Origin of the sequence: Actinopolyspora xinjiangensis, assembly GCF_900104475.1 — a bacterium.
Lineage (GTDB): Bacteria > Actinomycetota > Actinomycetes > Mycobacteriales > Pseudonocardiaceae > Actinopolyspora > Actinopolyspora xinjiangensis.
This window is the reverse complement of record NZ_FNJR01000002.1, coordinates 450,030-469,104: the sequence shown is the minus strand read 5'-3', so window position 1 is coordinate 469,104 and position 19,075 is coordinate 450,030. Positions and strand designations below refer to the sequence as shown.

18 protein-coding genes are annotated in these 19,075 nt (G+C 70.4%); 6 read left to right on the top strand and 12 right to left on the bottom strand.

Annotated elements, in window-relative coordinates:
• The first annotated feature begins 81 nt into the window (after positions 1-81).
• Together dapD and BLQ75_RS04785 are read left to right on the top strand one after the other, a co-directional pair.
• Complete coding sequence (dapD, locus tag BLQ75_RS04790) at positions 82-1,071, top strand: 2,3,4,5-tetrahydropyridine-2,6-dicarboxylate N-succinyltransferase (RefSeq protein ID WP_092598260.1); 990 nt, start codon at positions 82-84, stop codon at positions 1,069-1,071.
• A 92-nt stretch (positions 1,072-1,163) separates the two neighbouring features.
• Complete coding sequence (locus BLQ75_RS04785; RefSeq protein WP_092598258.1) at positions 1,164-2,144, top strand: CHAD domain-containing protein; 981 nt, start codon at positions 1,164-1,166, stop codon at positions 2,142-2,144.
• 229 nt (positions 2,145-2,373) lie between these two features.
• On the opposite strand, the gene dapC is transcribed toward BLQ75_RS04785, so the two are convergent.
• The 8 genes from dapC to typA form a co-directional block, all read right to left on the bottom strand.
• Entirely contained in the window at positions 2,374-3,519 is a 1,146-nt protein-coding gene (dapC, locus tag BLQ75_RS04780; protein WP_092598255.1) for a succinyldiaminopimelate transaminase, read from the bottom strand.
• Positions 3,516-3,836, bottom strand: a complete 321-nt coding sequence (gene fdxA, locus BLQ75_RS04775) for a ferredoxin (protein ID WP_043577974.1) — start codon at positions 3,834-3,836, stop codon at positions 3,516-3,518. Before fdxA ends, dapC begins: the two co-directional genes overlap by 4 nt.
• 181 nt (positions 3,837-4,017) lie before the next feature.
• Positions 4,018-4,875: a hypothetical protein gene (locus BLQ75_RS04770; protein ID WP_092598252.1), complete on the bottom strand. Its 858-nt coding sequence runs from the start codon at positions 4,873-4,875 to the stop codon at positions 4,018-4,020.
• A 6-nt stretch (positions 4,876-4,881) separates the two neighbouring features.
• Entirely contained in the window at positions 4,882-5,265 is a 384-nt protein-coding gene (locus tag BLQ75_RS04765; RefSeq protein WP_092598249.1) for a hypothetical protein, read from the bottom strand.
• Positions 5,258-6,175: an N-acetyl-1-D-myo-inositol-2-amino-2-deoxy-alpha-D-glucopyranoside deacetylase gene (gene mshB / locus BLQ75_RS04760; protein WP_092598246.1), complete on the bottom strand. Its 918-nt coding sequence runs from the start codon at positions 6,173-6,175 to the stop codon at positions 5,258-5,260. The genes BLQ75_RS04765 and mshB overlap by 8 nt, the downstream gene beginning before the upstream one ends.
• A 136-nt stretch (positions 6,176-6,311) precedes the next feature.
• Positions 6,312-7,544: a threonine synthase gene (locus BLQ75_RS04755; RefSeq protein WP_092598244.1), complete on the bottom strand. Its 1,233-nt coding sequence runs from the start codon at positions 7,542-7,544 to the stop codon at positions 6,312-6,314.
• A gap of 81 nt (positions 7,545-7,625) precedes the next feature.
• Positions 7,626-9,353 (bottom strand): ABC transporter family substrate-binding protein, encoded by a 1,728-nt coding sequence (locus BLQ75_RS04750; protein WP_244515236.1) that lies wholly within the window; start codon positions 9,351-9,353, stop codon positions 7,626-7,628.
• Between the two features lie 284 nt (positions 9,354-9,637).
• A complete protein-coding gene (gene typA, locus BLQ75_RS04745) occupies positions 9,638-11,545 on the bottom strand; it encodes a translational GTPase TypA (protein ID WP_092598238.1) in 1,908 nt (635 codons plus the stop codon).
• A 287-nt stretch (positions 11,546-11,832) separates the two neighbouring features.
• On the opposite strand from typA, the gene BLQ75_RS04740 reads away from it, so the two are divergent.
• Positions 11,833-12,021: a hypothetical protein gene (locus BLQ75_RS04740; protein ID WP_092598236.1), complete on the top strand. Its 189-nt coding sequence runs from the start codon at positions 11,833-11,835 to the stop codon at positions 12,019-12,021.
• A 262-nt stretch (positions 12,022-12,283) separates the two neighbouring features.
• Here BLQ75_RS04740 and BLQ75_RS04735 read toward each other — a convergent pair whose 3' ends face one another.
• From BLQ75_RS04735 to BLQ75_RS04720, 4 genes are all read right to left on the bottom strand, one after another.
• Entirely contained in the window at positions 12,284-12,589 is a 306-nt protein-coding gene (locus BLQ75_RS04735) for a YciI family protein (protein ID WP_092598233.1), read from the bottom strand.
• Positions 12,590-12,710: 121 nt separating this feature from the next.
• Complete coding sequence (locus BLQ75_RS23755) at positions 12,711-13,580, bottom strand: (deoxy)nucleoside triphosphate pyrophosphohydrolase (RefSeq protein ID WP_211481154.1); 870 nt, start codon at positions 13,578-13,580, stop codon at positions 12,711-12,713.
• A gap of 154 nt (positions 13,581-13,734) precedes the next feature.
• Positions 13,735-15,042: a sensor histidine kinase gene (locus BLQ75_RS04725; protein WP_244515235.1), complete on the bottom strand. Its 1,308-nt coding sequence runs from the start codon at positions 15,040-15,042 to the stop codon at positions 13,735-13,737.
• A gap of 144 nt (positions 15,043-15,186) precedes the next feature.
• Positions 15,187-15,900, bottom strand: coding sequence for a response regulator transcription factor (locus tag BLQ75_RS04720; RefSeq protein ID WP_092598227.1), 714 nt, complete (start codon positions 15,898-15,900; stop codon positions 15,187-15,189).
• A gap of 188 nt (positions 15,901-16,088) precedes the next feature.
• Between BLQ75_RS04720 and BLQ75_RS04715 the strand changes: the two genes are divergently transcribed.
• The 3 genes from BLQ75_RS04715 to BLQ75_RS04705 are packed head-to-tail and all read left to right on the top strand — an operon-like array spanning position 16,089 to position 19,032.
• A complete protein-coding gene (locus BLQ75_RS04715) occupies positions 16,089-17,195 on the top strand; it encodes a LolA family protein (protein WP_092598225.1) in 1,107 nt (368 codons plus the stop codon).
• Positions 17,195-18,175, top strand: coding sequence for an ABC transporter ATP-binding protein (locus tag BLQ75_RS04710; RefSeq protein ID WP_092598222.1), 981 nt, complete (start codon positions 17,195-17,197; stop codon positions 18,173-18,175). The genes BLQ75_RS04715 and BLQ75_RS04710 overlap by 1 nt, the downstream gene beginning before the upstream one ends.
• Positions 18,172-19,032 (top strand): ABC transporter permease, encoded by an 861-nt coding sequence (locus BLQ75_RS04705; protein WP_092598219.1) that lies wholly within the window; start codon positions 18,172-18,174, stop codon positions 19,030-19,032. Before BLQ75_RS04710 ends, BLQ75_RS04705 begins: the two co-directional genes overlap by 4 nt.
• The last annotated feature ends 43 nt before the right edge of the window (positions 19,033-19,075 follow it).

Sequence of the window (19,075 nt, the reverse complement as noted above, 5' to 3'; positions counted from 1 at the left end):
CGGCCCGGCCGCGGCCCGTACGAACGCCGGGAAGTCTCTTCGCTCGGCTCGAATGCCGAGTTCAAAGCCGATTGGAGAACGATGAGCAGCCCAACCGCTCCCGATCCGCAGGTCACCGGCGCCCACGGAGTGGGAATCGCCACGATCACCGACGACGGGACCGTGCTCGACACCTGGTTCCCGACGGTCCGTCTGGGTGAGCCCGATCAGGTCGGCAGCAGCCGGTTGACCGCCGCCGAGGCCACCGAGGCGCTGGGGGAGTCCGGCGCGGAACTGCTCGGCCGCGACGACGCACGCGGCGTGGAGGTGGTCGCCGTGCGCACCGGCATCGCGAAACTCGCGGACGCACCGGCCGACACTCACGACCTCTACCTGCGGCTGCACCTGCTCTCCCACCGACTGGTACGTCCGCACGGGCAGAGCCTGGAGGGCATGTTCGGCCTGCTGTCCAACACGGTCTGGACCAACCACGGCCCCTGCCCGGTGGAGGGCTTCGAGGCCGCCAGGCTGCGGCTGCGCTCGCGCGGCGAGGTGACGGTCTACAGCATCGACAAGTTCCCCCGGATGGTGGACTACGTCATCCCTTCGGGAGTGCGTATCGGCGATGCCGACCGGGTTCGACTGGGGGCGCACCTGGCCAGCGGCACCACCGTGATGCACGAGGGGTTCGTGAACTTCAACGCCGGCACGCTGGGGGCCTCCATGGTGGAGGGGCGCATCTCGGCTGGCGTGGTCGTCGGTGACGGCTCGGACATCGGAGGCGGCGCCTCGATCATGGGCACGCTGTCCGGCGGTGGTCGTGAGGTGATCTCCGTCGGCGAGCGCTGCCTGATCGGCGCCAACGGCGGCTGCGGCATCTCGCTGGGCGACGACTGCGTCGTGGAGGCCGGCCTGTACCTCACGGCGGGCACGAAGGTCACCCTGGAGGACGGCAAGCTGACCAAGGCCGCCGAGCTGTCCGGCGCGAACGGGCTGCTGTTCCGGCGGAACTCCAACACCGGTGCCGTCGAGGTGGTGGCCCGGACCGGCGGCAAGGTGGAGCTGAACGCCGCGCTGCACGCCAACGACTGACCCGCAGCCGGGCCGCACACCGGTCCGGAGATCGCGGCGAACACGCCCCGGAAACCGGGCCGGAAAGCTCTGGTCGGCACTATCATGGCGGCATGTCCTCGACCGACGCTCGGGACGCGGCGCGCGACCGGACCTCGCCGGGGGCCGATCCGGTCGACATCGGTCTGCCCGCCGAGCCGGTGCGCGCCGCGCACGGCGCGTCGGTCGTCGAGCACGTCCGCGCGGCACTGGACGCCCGGACGCGGGTGCTGCTGGCGCACGAGGCCGGGACGCGTTCCGGGGCGGATCCCGAGGACCTGCACCGGATGCGGGTGTCGGTTCGCAGGATGCGCGCCGTGCTCAAGGCCGGGCGTTCCTGGCTGCAACCGGGCTGGTGCCGAGAGCTGCGATCCGAGCTCGGGTGGCTGGGGCGCGGCCTGGGACCGGTTCGGGACCTGGACGTCCAGCTGGCCGAGTTGCGCGAGCGGCACGAGGAACTCGACAGGGCCGAACGGGAACCGGCCGCCCGGCTGCTCGACGAGTTGGCGCGGCGGCGCGAGTCGGCCCGTGCCGAGCTGCTGGAGATGATGCGCGGCGATCGTTACCAACGGTTGCTGCGCTCGCTGGGCGAAGCGGTCGCCGACGGTTTGCCATCCTCCGCCGATCCGCCCTCGGGGAACGAGGCGCTGTACGAACTGGTTCGGAACCGGCTCGGCAAGGTCGAACGCGCCGTCCGGCGGCTCGACGACCCGCCTCGGGACGAGGGGCTGCACGCGCTGCGGATCGAGACCAAGCGGCTTCGCTACTGCGCGGAACTGGCGGTGCCGGTGTTCGACGGAGCGGTTCGGGAGGTGCTCGACGCCGCCGAGAAGTTGCAGGACGTGCTCGGAGCGCACCAGGACGCCGTGGTGACCGAGGAGTGGCTGCGGTATCTGACCCACCACGATGAGCACGGTTCGGAACCCACGATGGCTTCGGACCCCGAAGCGGTGTTCGTGGCGGGGCGCCTGGCCGAACGGGCACGTGCCCGGAGGGTGCGACAGCGCGAGGCCTGGTGGCCGGTGTGGCGAACGCTGCGGCGGTTGGAGCTCTAGTGAAGATCACCGGTGTGGGTAGGTCCCGGTCAGGGCACAGCCGGAGGCGCCGCGACGCTCGCCGGGCAGTCTCGAACGAACCCGCCGCCGCTGGCCATGTCGACGAGGACCGTCCACCGTCGACCGGCAACGGCGAAGCGCTCGGCCGCACGGTCCTTCACGCCACGACACCACGACCCGGCCGACCGGCCCCGAGCGGAACCGGTCACGCGCGGTACCGCGACGGCCGTTAGCCGGTGAGGCGCCGCACCGCGGCCTCGACCCGCTCGTCGGAGGCGGTCAGCGCCACCCGGACGTGCTGCTGACCGGCGGGTCCGTAGAACGTGCCGGGCGCGGCCAGAATCCCGCGCCGGGCCAGCCAGTCCACAGTGCTCCAGGCGTCCGCACCGCCGCTCGCCCACAGGTAGAGCCCCGCCTCGGAGTAATCGATCCGGAACCCGGCGGTTTCGAGCGCGCCCCACAACCGCTCGCGCCGCGCGCGGTAGCGCTCGTACTGCTCTCGCACGTGCCCATCGTCGCCGAGCGCGACGGTCATGGCCTCCTGCACTGGGCGAGGCATGATCATCCCGGCGTGCTTGCGAACCTCCAGCAGGTCGGCGACCAGTCGCGGATCACCGGTGACGAAGCCCGCGCGGTAGCCCGCGAAGTTGGAGGTCTTCGACAACGAGTGCACCGCCAGCACCCCGTCAGGCCGTTCTCCGGCCACCCTCGGGTCCAGCACGGACACGGGCTCGGTCCGCCAGCCCAGGTCCAGGTAGCACTCGTCGGAGGCCACCACAGCGCCGACCTCGCGCGCCGCGCGCACCGACTCGGCCAGCGTCGCGGCGCCGTCGACCCGTCCGGTGGGATTGGACGGCGAGTTCAACCACACCAGGGCGGTCCCCGGCGGTGGTGCCTCTCCGGGGGCCAGCCGCGCGATCTCCGCACCGGCCAGCCGCGCTCCGACCTCGTAGGTGGGGTAGGCCAGTTCGGGGATCGCGACGACGTCACCGGGGCGCACTCCCAGCAGGGTGGGCAGCCAGGCGACGAACTCCTTGGAACCGATCGTGGGCAGCACGGCCTCCGGGTCGAGCCCGGTCACCCCGTGCCGCCGCCGCAGCGCCTCGACGGCGGCGGAGCGCAGTTCCGGCGTGCCGTGCGTGGCCGGGTAGCCGGGCGAGTCCGACCCCGCCGCCAGGGCGTCGCGCAGCGGCGGCGGCACCGGGTCGACGGGAGTCCCCACCGACAGGTTGACCACCCCGTCGGGGTGGGAACGCGCCAGTTCACCGGCCGACGCGAGCGAGTCCCACGGGAACTCGGGCAGCCGGACCCCACGGGGTTCGGACGGCTGTTGCCCGGTGACCGCGACCCCGCCCGACGTGCCGTCGACGCTCATTCGCCCTGTGGGGGCAGGCTGGACACGGGCTCGACGTCCTTGTTGATCTTCCCGACCTTGGCCGCGCCGCCCGGCGAGCCCAGGTCGTCGAAGAAGTCCACGTTGGCCTGGGTGTAGGAGGCCCACTCCTCGGGAACGTCGTCCTCGTAGTAGATGGCCTCGACCGGGCAGACCGGCTCACAGGCACCGCAGTCGACGCACTCGTCCGGGTGGATGTAGAGCATCCGCCCGCCCTCGTAGATGCAGTCGACGGGGCATTCCTCGATGCACCCCTTGTCGAGCACGTCGACGCACGGCTCGGCGATCACGTAGGTCACGATTGCTCTCCTGCCTGGTACGTTTTCTCGTCCCGCGCCGGACACCGCGCGGATGCCGCCAGTATCCCTCGGAAGCGTCCCGTACACATAGGCGGTTCCACAGCGCGGGAGCCCCGATCAGGGTACTCGGCCCCGCGCGTACCGGTAAACGGCCGCGAGCTCACGCTGGAGTCGTCGACGCTCAGCCGGTTGACAGCTTACCGCGCTCGCTGATCCATCCGCTCGCCTTCCTCGCGATGGTTCGGAACGCGGCACGTTCTCCCAGGTAGCCACCGACGACACCGACTACGGGCAGCGATCCGAGCACCTCGTGGCGCAGCGCGCCCTGCGGGCGGGCGTCCAGGGCGGCATGGACCTCCCGGAGCGCGCGTGCCATTCGCCACACCGCCCTGACGAGCGCCCCGGCGCGGGGCCGCGCGGCTCGCCGCAGCTCACCGCTGAGCTCTGCCGCCCGCCGTTCGTCCTCCCGACGCTGTCGGTCACCACCCTCGGCGGCCTCCCGAGGGATGTCGCGGTCGAGCAGCACGTGGGCGATCAGCCTGACCTGCTCCGCCCGGTCGTGCAGCCCGTGCTCACCGGCCACCGCCACGATCACGAGGCCCTGCGCCACCGTTCCCAACGCGTCGCGCAGCGGCAGCTTGGAGGTGACGACACCGCCGAACCGGGGCAGCCCCACGATCGCGGCGAGGAACCCGCCGACCCGCACCGACCACCAGTCGCAGCGCTGTGCCACGGTCATCGCGTCCCACGCCGAACTGCCGGGCAGCCGCATCCCGTCGAGCCGACGCAGCGGCCCGGCGACGCTCCCCCGCCGGGCGCCGCTCACCGCGTCCGCGCCATTCCGGCCGTCCCCTACCGGTTCGAGCTCGCCGAACGTCTCCCCGCCCGCGCCGACGGCGTCCCCGCCGGGTCGCCGATCGAACCCGCCGCGCAGGCGGAAGGGGTCGGACTCCCGCAACGCGCTCAGCACCGGATCGCAGGCGCGCACGAACGGTCGCAGCATCTCGGCGAGTCGTTCGTCGGTGATCACCTCGGCCATCGCCGCTCACCTCGACCGGGGCGGATCGTTCCTGACGATGCCGATCATCGCGGCGGCGGGCAACACCCCGGCCGCGATCAGCAGGTAGCTGCGCCAGTCCTGGGCTGGCAGCAGTACGTCCCCTCCCGGCCCGAACACTCCCAGCACGAACACGGTGAGGAACCACACCAGGACGGGAGCCCAGGAGGACGGACCGTTGGCGGAGACCCGTGCCGACACCGCGACCAACAGCGGATTGGTCACCGCCGCCACCGCCGCCGTGATCGGGAACTGCACGCTCCCCAGGTAGGAGGGCAGGAAGAACAGTTCGAGCACCGCCAGCAGAAACGCGTCCAGCGACAGCAGCGCGACCAGCCCGTGATCCGTCCCCTTGGTCGTGGACTCACTCATCGCCGCTTCCCGTCCGCTCCGAAGTCGTCTCCAGTCCGCCGAACAGATCAGTGGTCGGAGCCGTCCCGTCCCCGTACCCGAGCGTGTAGTACTCGGTGGACGACACCGGCTGACCGATCCCGTTGGACAGCGCGTAGGCGGCGGTCCCGCTACCGTCCGCTGCACCGTCGCTCCAGACCCGGACCTGGGTGCGGTGCGCTCGCAGCGCGGCCAGTTTGGCGGGAAGCCGGTCTGCGATGTCCACCGCCGTGGTGATCCCGGCCGGATCCACGGCGGGCAGCTGGTCGGCGGTGGGGAGAGGGAACGGCAGCTCGGCGACACCGGCGAGCCGTCGCAGCCCCTCGTGGAGGTCCGCGGCGGAGGGGGTGGCGTAGAACAGCCTGCGAACCTCCGGGACCCGCCGAACGGCGGCCACGGTCAGCTCGTGCGCCCGGACGTGGTCCGGATGACCGTAACCACCGTCCGAGGCGTAGGTGACCACCACTTGGGGACGCACCTCGCGCAGCACGGCTTCCAACTGGGCGGACTGCTCGGCGGGATCACCCGCCACCAGGGCACGTGGGTGAGTACGGGGGGCGGCGGTGGCCGTCTTGCCGTGTTCCTGCCAGACCATCCCGGAATCACGCCAACGCCCGATGCCGCCGAGGAAACGCTGCTCGGTGACCCCGAGCGCGGCGCACGCACGACTCAGTTCGCCGATGCGGTAACCCCCGAGTTGATCGGCCCGGTCGGAGGCCAGCCCGCGCAGTTCGCCGGGAATCACCTCGCCCTCCTCCCCCAGCGTGCAGGTGACCAGGGTCACGCGTGCTCCGGCGGCCGCGTAGCGGGCGATGGTGCCGCCGGTCCAGAGGGTCTCGTCGTCCGGATGGGCGTGTACCAGCAGCAGACTCGGTGCAGTCGTCAACGTCACCGGTCCAGGTTAGGACTCCGTGCCACCGTCCCGGGGGACGACCGCCTGGATGCTCAGCCGCGCGGTCCCATCCGACGCCCGATCGCCGTACCCGCTCCACCGGTCGCGCCGACCGCTTCGCGGAACGCCGCACGGCTCAGGGCAACCCGGCGGGCTGGTGGGAGGCCTGCGAGGTGATCACGGTCACGACGCGGTCCCCGGCGGTGAGCTCGCCGTCGCGCCACAGCCGGTCGGCGGCCACCAGCGGCGCCGCGGAGCTGAGTTCGGCCGCGACTCCGGCGCGGGCGAGCCGGTCGGCGGCGGCGCGCAGCTCCTCCTCGGAGCACGGGATCGCGGTACCACCCGACTCGCGCAGCACCCGCAGGGACATGACCGTGCCCTGCGGGTTGCCGATCGAGGAAGCCAGCGAGTCCGGGTCAACCGATTGTTCGGGAGGCAGCGCCAGGTCCCGCCGCAGCGCCGTGGACAACGAGGGGTAGCGCTCGGCGGCGATCATGCGGGGTGGCTTCCCGACGATGCCGAGCGCGCACAGCTCGCGGAAACCCGCCCACAGCCCCGCGAAACCGTCCCCGCGCGAGACGGGCACGACCACCGCCTCGGGTGCGTCGCCGAGCTCTTCCACGATCTCGTAAGCCATCGTCTTGTAGCCCTCGATGCCGACCCAGAGGCTACTCACCGGGACGGTCGAGGTGTTGGTCAGGACCGCCCAGCCCTCGGCCTCGGCCCTGCTGCGGAGCAGGTTCCACCTGTCGTCGACGTCGGCGGCGCGCACCGGGCGCCCGCCGTGCAGCTCGATGAGCCCGCGCCACGTGTCGGCGATGTCGGGAGCGGTCACCACCACGCAGTCCAACCCCGCCAACGCGGCGTAGGCGGCCGCGGAGACACCGGCGTTACCACTGGAGGCCAGCGCGACGGTCCCGAAACCGCGACGCGCGGCCCAGGAGACGGCGGCGCTGTAGAACCGGTCCTTGAAGCTGCCGGTGGGGTTGCGGCGCTCGTCCTTGAACAGCACCCGGTGCTGCCCCTCGTACGCCTTCGAAGCCAGCGGCACGAGCGGGGTGGCCCCTTCGCGCAGGGTCACCGCGTGCTCGTGGGGCACCGGCAACAGCTCGCGGTAGGACCACATGCCGTCACGTCGCCGCGACCAGCGGGCCACCAGCTCCGCACCGTCCACGCCGGTGAGGTCGTGTTCCGCCAGCAGCGCGGCGGGCACTCCCTCGGCACGGCAGTCGGCGCAGCCCTCGGTGCCCTCCAGAGGAGGTGTGAGCCGCCCGCACCTGACACAGCGCAGGCCACGGAGTTCGGCGTTCCCCGACTCCGATCTCCCGGCGGACTCGTGCGGTTGTGCTCCGGCGGTCTGCGAGGACAAGACGGCCCGCTCCTTACGACTCGACGGCGTCGTGGGGGAACCTATCCGACTCCGCCCGGCGGGACCACCGGTTTTCACGGCTCACCAGTCGTAGCTTTCGCCCGGGGCGCCCACCCACTCCCCCACACTGCTGAACGGCCCGGCGAATCCGGCACCGTCGCGGACTCCACTGACCTCCCGGCTCACGGCCAGTACCTGCGCCTCCTGGTAGAGGGGCAACGCGACCGCGCCGGACCACAGGGTCGGTTCGACCCGCTCGGAGGCTCTGCGGAAAGGGACCTCGCCGGTGACGGCCGCCTCGATCGTGGGTTGCAGCAGCTGGTCGCAGAAGCCGGCCATGTTGAACTCGGAGGTCCGCCCCGTGTCGGGATCGACCGCCGGGCACCCCCACTGCGCCGCCATGGTCGCGGCGGAGTCGGCGCTGACCGGTCGGGCGGCGACCGCCAGGTCGATACCAGCGGAGCGCGGGGGATCCTGCACTCCGGGATCGGTGGCGAGCATGGTGCGGTAGAGCTCATCGCCCTTGGGGGTGACGACGGTAGTGCTGATGTCCTGCGCGTTGAGCTGGTCCGCCACGCTGTTGGCGACGGCCTCGTAGGAGGTCTCGCGGAACTGGGCCGCGATGACCAGATTCAACGGCGCTCCGTCCCGTATCCATTTTCCCCCACTGTGTTCGTAGCCCGCCTCGGTGAGCAACCGCGCCACCCGCTCGGGATCGGGACCGTCGGCGAACTCTCCGGAGGGCTCGGTGGGCACGTAACCGGGCTGGGAGGGGGCCAGCACCTGGGCGTGAGCGGGGAGGTTCGCGGCGGGCCCACCGCCGGTTCCGGCCTCGACCAGGGCCTGCCGGTCCAACGCCGCCAGCACGGCGCGGCGGACTCGGACATCGCTGAGCTGCGGGCTGTTCGGCCGCAGCAGCAACGTGCTGGTGACGGGGCGGGGCATGGTGGTGAGCTGGATGTCCTCCCCCAGACCGCGCAGTGCCTCCATGGTGGAGGCATCGGCCGTGAACATTCCGAGCTGCACGTTTCCGCTGCGCAACGCGTTCAGGTTCTCCGAACGGTCGGCCGCGCGCAGCACGATCCGGTCGGACTCGGCAGGGGGACCCCAGTACCGTTCGTTGCGCATCAGCACGACCTCACCACGGTCCAGGTCGAACGCGCGGATGGCGAACGGCCCGCCGGAAGCGGGATAACCGTAGTCCAGCGTGTCGCTCCACCCGCCGGGAGCGTCCTTGAGCAGGTGGGCGGGCAACAGGTGGTCGAACAGCGACTTCCAGCCCGGATACGGCTTTTCGAAGGTGACCCGCACGGTCTTGCCGCCCTGACGGGACTCCACGTCGGAGATCAACCGGTAGCCCACCGGATTGATAACGCCCGGTTGACGGCGCAGCTGTTCCCAGAGGTAGACGAAGTCCTCGGCCGCGATCGGGGGACCGTCCGACCAGCTGGCCCCGGTACGGATTCGATACCGCACGGTGAACTCGTCGGTGTCCTCGAGCACCTCGGCCGATTCCATCAGCGTGCTGTTGAGCACCCGTTCGCCGTCCTCGCCGGGAACGAACACCGAGGGCAGCATGATCTCGGAGAGGGCGTCGGTGACCGGGGACTGGTCCGCCAGCACGTGCGGGTTGAAACCACCCCGCAACTCGTCGATGCCCGCCACGACCACCTTGGGCTTCGGGGGCTCGGTGGGAGGCTCGGAGGTGGGAGTCGAGGAGGTCGACTCCACCACCGGCGGCGGGGGTGCGTTCGTGCACCCCGAGAGCACGCCCAACGACGCCAACAGCAGGGCCACTGCGGGACTCACACGACGCCGACCTCGGTACACGCTGCACGAACCTCCGTTGCGGATGCGGCCGGAACCACGGCCCGCGCCGCGCCCCCAGGCCCGGGCGACGGTCGCGCCGCCCGGAAGTCACGTGGTTCCGAACGACCACGACCATGCCACACCCCGGCCGGGACCGTCGGACGAGGCCGGGACGCCGCCCGGGAACGGGCGGCGCCGCCCGTCATCCGCGGACGGGTTTTCCGGGGGGAGGACCGACCGTCGCCGTGGTCCCCCTCACCGGGCACGACCGCCCCCGCGAGAGCTCAGCCCTGCGAGTCCCTGGACTTGGCGCGGGAACGCTCGCGACCGCGCTGGGTGCCGTCCAGGGTGACCTTGCGTATCCGCAGCGCCTTGGGGCCCACCTCGACGCACTCGTCGGCCGAGCAGAACTCGAGGGCCTCCTCCAGCCCCAGCTTGCGAGGCCGGGCGAGCCGTTCCAGTTCCTCGGAGCCCGCCGAACGCATGTTCGTGAGCTTCTTCTCCTTGGTGATGTTGAGGTCCAGGTCCTCGGGCCTGGGGTTCTCCCCCACCACCATTCCCTCGTAGACCTCGTCACCCGGCTCCACGAAGAACGTCCCCCGGTCGGACAGCTGCATCAGGGCGTAGGTGGTGACCTGCCCGGCACGGTCGGCGACGAGCGATCCGCTGTTGCGGGTACGCAGCTCACCCACCCACGGGTGGTAGCCCTCGAAGACGTGGTTGGCGATCCCCGCGCCCCTGGTCTCGGTGAGGAACTCGGTGCGGAAACCGATCAGGCCGCGCGCGGGGACGACGTAGTCGAGCTTGATCCGGCCGGTGCCGTGCCCGTCCATGGTTTCCATCCTGCCCTTGCGGGTGGCCAGCAGCTGGGTCACCGCGCCGAGGTTCTCCTCCGGAATGTCCAGCGACAACCGTTCGAAAGGCTCGTGCAGCCTGCCGTCGATGGTCTTGGTCACCACCTCGGGCTTGCCGACGGTGAGTTCGAACCCTTCCCTGCGCATGGTCTCCACCAGTACGGCCAGGGCGAGCTCGCCACGTCCCTGCACCTCCCAGGTGTCCGGGCGCTCGGTGTCCACCACGCGCAGGCTGACGTTACCGACGAGTTCGGAGTCCAGCCTGTTCTTGACCAGCCGCGCGGTGACCTTGGTGCCACCGTTGCGCCCGGCGGTGGGGGAGGTGTTGGTGCCGATGGTCAACGAGATGGCCGGGGCATCGACCGTGATCCGGGGCAACGGGTCCGGGTTCTCCGGGTCCGCCAGGGTGTCACCGATGTTGATGTCGGGAATCCCCGCGATGGCGACCAGATCACCGGCGGAGGCGTGCTCGGCGTTCACCCGTTCCAGGTTCTCGGTGACCATGAGCTCGGTGAGGCGCACCTTCTCCACGGTGCCGTCCTCGCGGCACAGCCCGACGGTCTGACCCTTACGCAGCTCACCGGCGTGAATCCGGCACATGCCGATCCGGCCGAGGAAGGAGGAGGCGTCGAGGTTGGTGACCAGCGCGCGCAGCGGGGCCCGCGGATCGCCCTTCGGCGCGGGAACGTGTTCGAGCAACGTGTCGAACAGCGGGGTGAGGTCGTTGTCGGGGACCTCGCCCAGCGCGGGTGCGGTCAGGTCGGAACGCCCCGACCTCGCCGAGGCGTAGACGACCGGGATGTCCAGCACCGACTCGTCGGCGCCGACCTCGGCGGCCAGCTCCAGCAGCAGCTCGTGGGTCTCGTCGACCACCTCGGCGACCCTGGAGTCCGGGCGGTCCACCTTGTTGACGACCAGGATCACCGGGAGTTCGGCCGCGAGGGTCTTGCGCAGCACGAACCTGGTCTGGGGCAGCGGCCCCTCGCTGGCGTCGACCAGCAGCATCACGCCGTCGACCATCGACAGGCCGCGTTCCACCTCGCCACCGAAGTCGGCGTGGCCGGGCGTGTCGATGACGTTGATGGTCACCGCCCCTTCCGGGGTCACCCGCCGGATCGCGGTGTTCTTGGACAGGATCGTGATGCCCTTCTCGCGCTCCAGGTCGTTGGAGTCCATCACGCGATCGACGGGCTCGGTGCGCTCGGAGAACGCGCCGGACTGCCGGAGCATGGCATCCACCAGGGTGGTCTTGCCGTGGTCGACGTGCGCGACGAGCGCGATGTTGCGCAGATCGGTACGGGTGCGCTGGTTCGGGCTGGCGACACTGGTGGCGGACACGCAGGAACTCCTGGCTGTCGTACGGGTCGTGGTAACGGCGTCGTTTCGGAAACCGCCCCGGCGGTTCGCCTGCGACGGAACCGGCGGGCGTGGCCGCCGCTGATTCGAACTCGTGATCACACGCTGGCGGAGTGCTCGCTCCGACGGCCTGTTTCTTCCCACCCCCAGCGTAGTGCACCACGGTGATCGTCCGGTCGTGTGGCTCAACACCCCGGGGCCACTGTTGACCCAGCGGGGTTAGGTTCGCCTATCCTCACTCTTGACCGTCGCCCCGGCAGGAGGACCACGTGGGAAAGAAAAAAGACACCATCAAGGTGAAACGAAAGTGTTGCCACTCGAAGCCGGCGTGCAAACGCTGTCCGATCGTGGTACTCCGCGAGGCCCTGCGGGAGTCCAAGGCGGAAGAAGCCGAAAAGGCCCGGAAGAAGAACAAAAAGAAGGAAACGAAAAAGGCGGCCGAAACGTCCGCAGAATGACCCGCCGCGGGACATCCTCACCCGCGGTCGCCGGTCTTCGCACGGATGCGGCCCGCGGAAGCTCCGCGAACGACGCCACCTCCGGAACCCCGTCCGAAGCGGCGAACGACACCTAACCGCCCCTGGTGATCCGGCCTCACAGTCGTCGCGCGCCGCGAAGCCCGAACCACCGGAACCACCGGCGTCGCCCTGACCCGCTTCGTGGCCACCTCGGAACCCGGCACCACCGCGGGCGGAGCCGCGCACCGAGGAGGCCCACCGGTCACTCCGCCGGGGTCAGATGGTCGGCGTAGTCTGCCAGTTCGGGGATGGTTCGGAGCGCCTGGAACTCGATCACCTCCTGCGTGGCCACCTTGTGCACGACGAACGGATCGGTCGCCAGGACGGCGTCCAGCTGTCCACGCGACATCGACCGGGCGATGATGACCCCACCCGTCCGGGGGTGGCGCCTTCCCGCCGCGATGAAGTCACCGGCGTCTTGATGATGGGACAACCACTCGGAGTGATCCGCCAACAGCGCGTCCACATCCGCCAACGGGGCCGTGTAATGCACCAGAACTACGTACATTCTTTCACGATAGCGCCGATCGACAACCGTGACGAGCAATGGAGTACAACGCCACACCATTCGACCAACCCCGAAGAACATTTCAGGCAAATCCGAAATACAATCATGAATCTGATTCGTACTATTTCGGATCTTGAGGCTCGGAACCGGAACTCAACAGCGCGCGCAGCGAATCGAGCAGCAACCGGTCCGCCTCCAGCCACGGCAACCCGGCCAGCTCGGAACCGCCCACCCAGCGCAGCGCCCGGTGCTCCAGCGGTAGGGGGAGCCGCGCCCCCGCGACACGGCACACCGCCAGAACTCGCAACGACATTCCGGAACCACCGAGCAGCGGGACATCGGTCCCGAGCCGTTCCAGGGCTCGGACCTCGGTGCCCAGCTCCTCACGGCACTCCCGCACCACCGCCTCCGACTCGCTCTCACCCGGCTCGACCCTGCCGCCGGGAAGTTCCCACCTGCCCGCGTGAACGGCCGGATAGTGCCGCTGTTGGGCCAACAGCATCCCGTCCTCGACGAGCGCCGCTCCCACCACGATCTGCCTCATGGACCACTTCGAGGCGAGTTCCCGCACCGCTTCCAGGTAGCCGTCGAGCCTGGGAAGCAACCACTCGGGAGCCTCCGAGAGGATGAGGTGTACCTCACAGCGGCTCCGTGCCCCCGACTCCGGCTCTCTCGGTTCGAACCGCACCCGTCCCGAACGCCCGGCGGAGGAGTCGAACCGCAGTTCCACGGCGGTCTCATCCGCCCGGCAGACCGTTCCCTCGAGCGCGGGGGCGTCACCGGCCGCCCCGGTGGCGACGGGGAATCGGTCGCCCGCCAGCAGGAGTTCACCCACCGGCACGGCCGGGTCCTCCGCGACCGCACCGAGGTTGGTGGTCACCGTGCGAGTGTGCCGCAGCGCCGCGGCCACCGTTCGGAGCGGCGCAGCCATCGCGAAAGTACGTTCCAGCACGACGGGCATCCTGCCCCGCACCGCGACGACACGGGCCACCCGGGTTCGAAAGAACGTCGCCGGGCGGACCGGCCACCGGCTCACCTCGCCGCTGCCCCCAACGGGACGGTTCGGAAACGGCGTGATCGCCGGTGTCCGCCCACCACGCGAGGTGGGAAGAACCAGGGCCGTCGCCCATTCGGTCGCCGGAACTTCACCGGACGGGCAGCCGCACCTCGAAACGGGCTCCCCCCTCGGGGGAGGTCCCCACCCGTACAGTTCCACCGCGTCGTCCGACCAGCTCGGCCACCAGCGCCAACCCCAGCCCCGAACCTCCACCGCCACGGGTGCGATCGGGTTCGGCGCGGTAGAACCTGTCGAAGACGTGGGGCCGGTGCCGCGGCGGAACTCCCGGTCCGTCGTCGTCCACGAGCAACCGCGCTCCCCTGGATGTGGGAAGCACGGATACACGGACGAGCGCCCGCGCGTGACGCAGCGCGTTCGCCACCAGGTTGTCCAGGACGGTGGCGATCTCGGTGGGAGTGGAAAGCACGGTCACGGTGGACAGCGGCGCGTTCAGCCGCACCCGGGGCTCGACCCCGGCCGTGTTCATCCGGTCCACGACCAGGCGGGCGGCCGCCACGAGCTCCACCGGCCGGGCCTCGGGCGGAGCGGCGGTGTCCGAGCGGGCCAGGGCCAGCAGGCTCTCCACCAACTCGGAGAGCCTCCGGGCCTCCTCCTCGATCTGCCGTAGGGTCTCCTGGGCCAGCTCCGGGTCGGGGTGCACCACGGCGACCTCGGCCTGCGCCCGGATCGAACTCACCGGATTGCGCAACTCGTGCGCCGCGTCCCCCGTGAACCTGCGGATCCGCTCGGTGTCGGCGTCACGCCGGGCCAACATGTCGTTGGTCGCCAGCGCCAACGAACGCAGCTCGTCGTCGGCCTCCGGAACCGGCAACCGCTCCCCGATCGGCAACTCCGCCGCGGCCAGGCGCATCCGGCGCACCGGACGCAGCGCGCCGCGTACCGCCAACCAGGTAGCCGTCCCCACCAGTAGGGCGACCCCCAGGGAGCCGATCCCGAGAACCCGATTGGCGGTGACGCGAACGTCGCGATAAGCGGACAGGTCCGTCCGAGCCAACACCAACAGGGGTTTGCCGCTCGGGTCGGCCACCACACGGCCCACCCAGCGAACCCCCGACCCCTGTGAGCCCCCACCCGCGGCACGGGTGACGCCCCTGCCCGCCTTCAGACGGTTGATCTCCCAGGGGCGAAGCGCGGTCTCGCCCATGCCGTCCACCGGCTCACCGGCGGTGTCGAGCACCCGCACGCCGTCCCCGGCTACCCGAGCGGGCGCGGTGCCCGCCGTCACGCCGTCCGCCGCGACCCCCGCCTCCGACCGGAGTCTCGCGTCCACGGACTCCAACGAGAGCAGCCCGATGAACCCGACGCTGATCGCGACGATCACGGACAGGCCGAGCAGCGAGGCGAACACGGCCACGAAGCCGGTGCGGAACTGCACGGTCCGGCGTCTCCACCAGGACTTCGGGCTCCACCTCGTCCCGAGGCGGAATCGCGTGGTCATGACACACCGTGCCCTTCGCGTCCGCCGAGCCGGGTGACGGCGCGACGGTTCGTGTGACCGGAAACGAACGAACCGGGTCCCTCAGTCGAGGACCACCCGGTAGCCGTGGCCCCGCACCGTCTCCACCAGTTCCCCCGCACCGACGGCGTCGAGCTTGCGTCGCAGGTAACCGACGTAGACCTCAACCACGTTGCGGGTGACCTCCTGGTCGTTGCCCCACACAGCCCGCAGCAGGTCCTCCTTGGTCAGCACGGTGCCGGGCCGGCTCGCCAGTGCCACGAGCAGTTTGTACTCCCGTGGGGAGAGCGCGATCGGGTCTCCCGCCCAACTGACCTTGCGCCCGGAGCGGTCGATCTCCAGTTCGCCGACCCTGAGGGTGTCCTGTCCCCCGGGGCCGGAATCCCCCACCCTGCGAACCAGCGCCCGCACCTGAGCAGCCAGCACCACGAACGAGAAGGGTTTGACCACGTAGCCGTCGGCTCCCAGGTCGAGGCCGTCCGCCTGGTCGAACTCCCCGTCCTTGGCCGAGACCAGCAGGACCGGTGTGTGTACCCCCCGCTCCCGTAAGCGTTCCAGCACCCGGTACCCGGACAGGCCGGGAAGCAGCACGTCCAGCAGCACGACGTCGAACGCGCCCGTAGCTGCAAGCTGGAGCGCCTCGTGGCCCTCGGCGCAGACGGTGACCTCCATCCCCTCGGCGGACAGACCACGGCGGAGAGCGGTCCGAACCCCCACTTCGTCGTCGACCACCAGTACCCGGACGGGAGTGCTCTCATGGTTCACGGCTTTCAGCATGCCCGTAACATCGCGGGTAACGCATCGCACTCTCGGCTTTCGTTTCCCGGACCGGCCGGACGGCGGCGCGGAGCACCTCCGCACGTATCCCCTGGCCGCCGGGACCGGGACCGATTCTCAGGATCATCTCAGCGACAGGGGTGCAGGGTGGGTGTCGATCACACCCGAAGGAACTCGAAGGGAACCGGATGAGACGCAGAAACATCGCGCTTACCGCGTCGGCCGGGATCGCCGCTGGGGCGCTCGGGCTCACCTCGCTCGCCCTGCCCGCGGGCGCGCAGAATCCTCGGCTTCCGCAAGTCTCCGCCGACGAACTGGTCGCCTCGGTGATGGAGTCGGACCCGCCCGCGCTCGCGGGCAGAGTTACCGTGCACAACGAGCTCGGTCTGCCCGCGCTTCCCGGAACCGGTGAGACGGGGGAGCTGTTGTCCGGCGGCGACAAGTCGCTGCGGGTCTGGTACGACGGGCAGCAGCGGCAGCGGCTCTCGATCCCCTCGGGCAACGGCGAGACCACCGTGGTCGACGACGGCAACACGGTGTGGAAGTGGGACTCCGCGCAGCGCACCGTGGTCAAGCACCCCAACTCCGAGGAGACGGAGGTGGAACGGCCGGAGCCGAGCACCGGGGCCGAGCCCGGCGAGATCGCCCAGCGACTCGTCGGGAAACTGCGGGAGACCAGCGCCGTACGGGTGGACGGCACCGCGAGCGTCGCGGGACGGGACGCCTACGAGCTGGTACTGACCCCGAAACCGGACGAGCGCACCAAGTTGCGCGAGGTCCGGATCGCCGTCGACGCCGAGGACCGGATTCCACTGCGCGTGGAGGTCAACGCGAACGGTTCGAGCGAGCCCGCGCTGCGGGCCGGGTTCTCCGAACTGAGCACCGGACCGCAGGACGCGGAGCTGTTCCAGTTCACCCCACCCGAGAACGCTCGGGTCCGCACAGCCGAGAAGCCCGACACCACGAAGCCCGATACCCCGCGTTCCGGCAGGAGCGGGATAACGTCTCCCCGCATCGAGGGTGACGGCTGGGACACCGTGGTGCTGAGCCGACTGCCGGAGGGCACGATGAGCTCGCCGTCCGGCCGGAAGACGGACGACGACGAACAGCGCGGAACCGGTTCCACCGGCCCCCGCGCCATGGCCGAACGCGTCGGCTCCCCGATCAGTGGCTCGTGGGGCCACGGTTGGGTGATCAACAGCTCCGTCGGTTCGGCGGTGCTGACCTCGGACGGCCGAGTGGCGGCCGGTGCGGTTCCCCAACAGGTACTGATCGAGGCGCTGCGGGATTCCTGATGAGTGGCACCGCTGACGCCACCGAGGCGGGGACCGCGACGGTCCCCGCCTCCGGGTGGGACGAACCGGAACCCGCACTGTGTACCAGTGCGCTGCGCAAGACCTACGGCGGCACCGTGGCGGTCGCCGATGTGGACCTGTCGGTTCCACGCGGCGCGGTGCTCGGCATGCTCGGCCCGAACGGTTCGGGCAAGACCACCACGATCCGGATGCTGCTCGGGCTGACCGAACCGACCGCCGGTTCCGTCGAGCTGCTCGGGCACCGCGTCCCGGAACAGACGGGCCGGGCACTCCCGTTCGTGGGAGCCCTGGTGGAGGGACCGGGCTTTCACCCGTTTCTGTCCGGCCGCCGGAACCTGCTGCGCTGCGCCGCCATGGAGCCGGCGCTGTTCGGCGCGGACGTGCGCGGCGCGGTACAGCAGGCTCTCGAACGGGTGGGGCTCGCCGGGGCGGCGGAACGCAGGTACCGCTCCTACTCGCTGGGGATGAAACAACGGCTCGGCCTGGCCGCGGCCCTGCTCGTCCCGCGTGAACTCGTGGTGCTCGACGAGCCCACGAACGGGCTGGACCCCGCCGGAACCAGGGAAGTGCGCCGGATCATCGCGGAGCTGCACGCCAACGGAACGACGGTGGTGGTCTCCTCGCACCTGTTGTCCGAGGTGGAAGCCACCTGTACCCACGCGGCCGTGCTGCAGGGCGGAACGCTGATCGCCCAGGGGGAATTGAAGACCCTGCTGGAGTCCGGCGGACCGAACCTGCTGGTCAGTGTCTCCGACAACGAATCAGGGCTGGAAGCGCTCCGGCAGCTCGGTGTTCCCGCTCGTGTGGAGGGAGGAGAGCTGCGGGTGGAGCTCTCCGGGACCGACTCCCCCGAGGTGATCGCGGCACTGGTACGGGCCGGGGTCGGCGTGTACGAGGCGCGGCGCGACCGAGCCGGGTTGGAGGAGATCTTCGCTCGACTCACCGAGGGGGAAACATGACGGGGACGGCCTCGCGGGTCGAACTTCCCAGCGGGATCAGACAGCACCACTCCGCTCCGTTCGGACGGGTGGTGGGATCGGAGCTGGGATGGGTACTGCGCAGACCGCGCAATCTGCTCGCGTTGCTCGGGCTGGCGGCGCTTCCCGTTCTCATCGGAACGGTGATCACCATCACCGGTGGTCCTGGCGGCGGCTCGGGGCTGTTCGCCGCGGTAGTGGGGAACGGGATGGTACTCCCCGTGCTCAGTCTGATGCTGACGCAGAACCTGCTGCTTCCGCTGATCATCGCGATGGTGGCCGCCGACGGGCTGGCGGGTGAAGCGGCCAACGGCACGCTGCGCGGCCTGCTGCTGGCACCCGTCGGAAGAGTCCGACTGGTGGTGGTCAAGGCCCTCGGCGTGCTGATGATGGTGCTGCTCGCCATCGGTGTGGTGGTGTTGAGCGGCGTGCTCACCGGTCTGCTGATCGTGGGCGGCGACGGTCTGGTCACTCTGTCCGGAACCACTCTCCCACTGGGAGAAGCCCTGGGCAGGGTCGCGCTGGCCGCCGGATGGTGCGCGGTGCAGATGGCGGCTGTCGGGGCGGTGGCCCTGGCGATCTCCTCGACGACCGAGCACTCACTGCTGGTACTCATCGCCACGGTGGGAGCCTTGGTGGTGTTCGGCGTGCTGGAGGCGATTCCCTCGCTCGATTGGCTGAAACCGGTCCTCATCACCACCGACTGGTACTCCATCAGCGACGTACTGAGTGATCCGATCCGCACGACCGACCTGTTGAGCGGATTGTGGCGCGCCGGGTGCTACATCCTGTTGGGCTTCTCCGCGGCGGTGGCACGGATGGCCACCAAGGACACCTGATCCACTCCCGGTAAGACTTTCTCAGCTCGGTTTCCGCGGGTGT

Excerpts from the sequence above, each read along its gene's own strand:
- dapD (WP_092598260.1), top strand. The coding sequence starts at position 82 with ATGAGCAGCCCAACCGCTCCCGATCCGCAGGTCACCGGCGCCCACGGA.
- BLQ75_RS04785 (WP_092598258.1), top strand. The coding sequence starts at position 1,164 with ATGTCCTCGACCGACGCTCGGGACGCGGCGCGCGACCGGACCTCGCCG.
- dapC (WP_092598255.1), bottom strand. The coding sequence starts at position 3,519 with ATGAGCGTCGACGGCACGTCGGGCGGGGTCGCGGTCACCGGGCAACAG.
- BLQ75_RS04770 (WP_092598252.1), bottom strand. The coding sequence starts at position 4,875 with ATGGCCGAGGTGATCACCGACGAACGACTCGCCGAGATGCTGCGACCG.
- BLQ75_RS04765 (WP_092598249.1), bottom strand. The coding sequence starts at position 5,265 with ATGAGTGAGTCCACGACCAAGGGGACGGATCACGGGCTGGTCGCGCTG.
- BLQ75_RS04735 (WP_092598233.1), bottom strand. The coding sequence starts at position 12,589 with ATGTACGTAGTTCTGGTGCATTACACGGCCCCGTTGGCGGATGTGGAC.
- BLQ75_RS04720 (WP_092598227.1), bottom strand. The coding sequence starts at position 15,900 with ATGCTGAAAGCCGTGAACCATGAGAGCACTCCCGTCCGGGTACTGGTG.
- BLQ75_RS04715 (WP_092598225.1), top strand. The coding sequence starts at position 16,089 with ATGAGACGCAGAAACATCGCGCTTACCGCGTCGGCCGGGATCGCCGCT.
- BLQ75_RS04710 (WP_092598222.1), top strand. The coding sequence starts at position 17,195 with ATGAGTGGCACCGCTGACGCCACCGAGGCGGGGACCGCGACGGTCCCC.
- BLQ75_RS04705 (WP_092598219.1), top strand. The coding sequence starts at position 18,172 with ATGACGGGGACGGCCTCGCGGGTCGAACTTCCCAGCGGGATCAGACAG.